Annotated in this window: 3 protein-coding genes; 2 read left to right on the top strand and 1 reads right to left on the bottom strand. The window is 72.6% G+C overall.

What is annotated here, in order from left to right; translation table 11 throughout:
• Positions 1–959: glycerate kinase type-2 family protein (locus VTU_RS0115005; RefSeq protein WP_086010012.1), on the bottom strand; the 959-nt coding region annotated here is incomplete at its 3' end.
• Positions 960–1,082: 123 nt separating this feature from the next.
• Here VTU_RS0115005 and puuE point away from each other — a divergent pair.
• A complete protein-coding gene (puuE, locus tag VTU_RS0115010) occupies positions 1,083–2,048 on the top strand; it encodes an allantoinase PuuE (protein WP_010105583.1) in 966 nt (321 codons plus the stop codon).
• Positions 2,045–3,517, top strand: a 1,473-nt coding sequence (locus VTU_RS0115015) for a hydantoinase/carbamoylase family amidase (protein ID WP_010105584.1), incomplete at its 3' end; no start/stop codon positions are given. The genes puuE and VTU_RS0115015, both read left to right, overlap by 4 nt.

Below are 3,517 nucleotides of genomic sequence, written 5' to 3' on the forward strand. Positions count from 1 at the left end.
GAGCGCGCGAGCGCCGCGTGCACCCGGCCGACTTCGCAGGCCTCGCCCTCGATCTCGTCCGACAGCACGTGCACGGCCAGCCCCGCGGCGCGCGCCGTGGCGGCGGCGGCTTCCAGCGCCTGCCAGGGTGTGGCGATGAGTTGCAGGCAGTGGCCCGCAAAGCGCGCGTCGCCGGGTTTCGGGGTCTCCAGTGTGCCCGCTTCCAGGGCCGCCCTGGCGGCGGCGGGAACGTCGATGCCGTAGCGCGCGAGGATCGCCAGCGCGTGCGCGCAGTGGCTGGCGTCGGGCACCGTGGGGCCGCTGGCGATGACGCCCGGGTCGTCCCCCGGAACGTCGCTGATGGCCAGCGTCAGCACGCGCGCGGGCGCGCAGGCGAGCGCCAGCCGCCCGCCCTTGATGCGCGAGAGGTGCTTGCGCACGCAGTTCATCTCGCTGATCTGCGCGCCGCTGTCGAGCAGGGCGCGGTTGATGCGCTGCTTGTCGTGCAGCGTCAGCCCGTCGCAGGGCAGGGTGAGCAGCGCCGAGCCGCCGCCCGAAATCAGGCACAGCACCAGATCGTCCGCGCTCAGCCCCCGGGTCAGCGCCAGGATGCGCTGCGCCGCAGCCAGTCCCGCGGCGTCGGGAACGGGGTGCGCGGCCTCGACGACCTCGATGCGCTGCGCCAGGCCGGCGGGCCGCGGGGGGATGTGCCCGTAGCGCGTGAGCACCAGGCCGGACAGGGGCGCGTCGCCGGGCCACAGCGCCTCCAGCGCCTGCGCCATGGCGCCGCCCGCCTTGCCCGCGCCGAGCACGAGGGTACGCCCCTTGGGCGGCGCCGGCAGCCAGGCGCGCATGCCTTCCAGGGGCTGCGCGCTGCGCACGGCGGCGTCAAACAGGGCGCGCAGGAAGTCGCGTGGCCGGGAGCGGAAGTCCGGAATGCAGGCCGGCGCTGCGGCCGGGGTGGAGGGGGGCGTGTGCATGGCGCGCATTGTGCAGCAGGCCCCTGGGCTGGCGGCCGGCGCTCGGGGCGCGGGCGGGGCCGTGCAAGCGTCCCCCGTATCATGCCGCCATTGCGCCCTCTGCCCGCGAGCGCGCGGCACCCCATGATCTACGACAGCACCCAAGCCTACCCCCGCGATCTGACCGGCTATGGCAGGCATCCGCCGCACGCGCAATGGCCGGGCGGCGCGCGCATCGCCGTGCAGTTCGTGCTGAACTACGAGGAAGGCGGAGAGAACGCCGTGCTCCATGGCGACGCCGGTTCCGAGCAGTTCCTCTCCGAGATGTTCAGCCCCGCGAGCTACCCCGCGCGGCACATGAGCATGGAGGGCATTTACGAATACGGCGCGCGCGCGGGGGTGTGGCGCATCCTGCGCGAGTTCGAAGCGCGCGCGCTGCCGCTCACGGTGTTCGGCGTGGCGAGCGCCCTGCAGCGCCACCCCGAGCTGACCCGGGCCTTCGTGGAACTGGGCCACGAGATCGCCTGCCATGGCCTGAAGTGGATTGCCTACCAGCATGTTCCGGAAGACGTCGAGCGCGCGCACATGGCGCAGGCCATGGCCATCATGGAGCGCCTGACCGGCACCCGCGCGCTGGGCTGGTACACCGGCCGCGACAGCCCGAACACCCGCCGCCTGGTGGCCGACTTTGGCGGCTTCGAGTACGACAGCGATTACTACGGCGACGACCTGCCCCTGTGGATGCTGGTGCGGCGCAGCGACGCCAGCGTGGTGCCGCAGCTCGTCGTGCCCTACACGCTGGACTGCAACGATATGCGCTTCGCGTTGCCGCAGGGCTATGCGCACGCCGACCCGTTCTTTCAGTACATGAAGGACAGCTTCGACGCCCTGTACGCCGAAGGCGACCCGGCGGGCGCCGACGCGCCGAAGATGATGAGCGTCGGCATGCACTGCCGCCTGCTCGGACGCCCCGGGCGCATCGCGGCGCTGCAGCGCTTTCTGGACCATATTCAGCGGCATTCGCAGGTCTGGGTCTGCCGCCGCATCGACATCGCGCGCCACTGGAGACAGGCGCATCCCTGCCCCGCACAGAAAGCCGACCCGCCATGACCCCGACCCCCCCGACCCTGGAGAGACTCAACGGCGCCAGCGCCGCCGACGCCCTGCGCCTGCTCGACGGCCTGTACGCGCACGCGCCCTGGGTCGCCGAGCGGGCGCTGGCCCTGCGCCCCTTGCGCTCGCTCGCGCAGCTGCGGCATGCGCTCGTGCAGGCGGTGCGCGGCGCCGGTGCCGACGCGCAGCTGGCGCTGATCCGCGCGAATCCATGGCGCATGGACCAGGCCCTGGCGCAGCGCAGCCCCACGCCGGACGAGAGCGCGCGCATCGCGCGGCTGGACACGGCTTACGAAGAGCGCTTTGGCTTCCCGTTCGTCCTGGCCGTGCGCGGCCCGCGCGGAACGGGGCTGACGCAGCAGGAAATCATCGACACCCTGGAGCGGCGCCTGGAAAACCACGCCGATTTCGAGCGGGCCGAGGCGCTGCGCAATCTCCACCGCATCGCCGAGCTGCGCCTGAACGACCGGTTCGGCGCCGAACCGACGCTGGGCAACGACCTCTGGGACTGGCATGAGAAGCTGGCCGAGTATTCCGACCCGGGCTTTGCGCAACAGGGCCAGCTCACCGTCACCTACCTGACCGACGCGCACCGCGCCTGCGCCCGGCGCATCGGCGACTGGATGCGCGACTGCGGCTTCGACGAGGTCGCGACCGACGCCGTGGGCAACGTGGTGGGCCGCTACCACCCGGCAGCCGACGGCGCGCGCTACCTGCTGACCGGCTCGCACTACGACACCGTGCGCAACGGCGGCTGGTACGACGGCCGCCTGGGGATCTTCGTTCCCATGGCCTGCGTGCGCGAGCTGCAGCGTGCGGGTCGGCGCCTGCCGCTGGGCATCGAGGTGGTCGCGTTCGCGGAAGAGGAAGGCCAGCGCTACCCGGCGAGCTTTCTGGGATCGGGCGCGCTCACCGGGGACTTCGACCCCGCGTGGCTCGACCAGAGGGACGCCGAAGGAATCAGCATGCGCAGCGCCATGCAGCACGCGGGCCTGTGCGTTGAAGCAATCGCCGCGCTGCGGCGCGACCCGCAGCGCTACCTGGGTTTCGTCGAGGTGCACATCGAGCAGGGCCCGGTGCTCAACGAGCTCGACCTGCCCCTGGGCGTGGTCAGCTCCATCAATGGCTGCGTGCGCTTCATCGGCGAGATGATCGGCATGGCCAGCCACGCCGGAACCACCCCCATGGGCCGGCGCCGCGACGCCGCCGCGGGCGTGGCGGAACTGGCGCTGTACATCGAGCAGCGCGCCGCGCAGGACGAGGGCTCGGTGGGCACCATCGGCCTGCTCGACGTGCCCGGCGGATCGATCAACGTGGTTCCGGGGCGCTGCCGGTTCAGCCTGGATCTGCGCGGCCCCAGCGACGCGCAGCGCGACGCGCTGGTGCAGGACGTGCGCGCGCAGCTTGGCCGCATCGCCGCGCGCCGCGGCCTGCGCTACACGCTGGACGAAGCGCTGCGCGCTGCC

It is taken from the genome of Verminephrobacter aporrectodeae subsp. tuberculatae At4 (assembly GCF_000193225.1).
GTDB classification, from domain to species: domain Bacteria; phylum Pseudomonadota; class Gammaproteobacteria; order Burkholderiales; family Burkholderiaceae_C; genus Acidovorax; species Acidovorax aporrectodeae.

Bases quoted from the DNA above. Each gene is read 5' to 3' on its own strand.
- puuE (WP_010105583.1), top strand. From the start codon at position 1,083: ATGATCTACGACAGCACCCAAGCCTACCCCCGCGATCTGACCGGCTAT.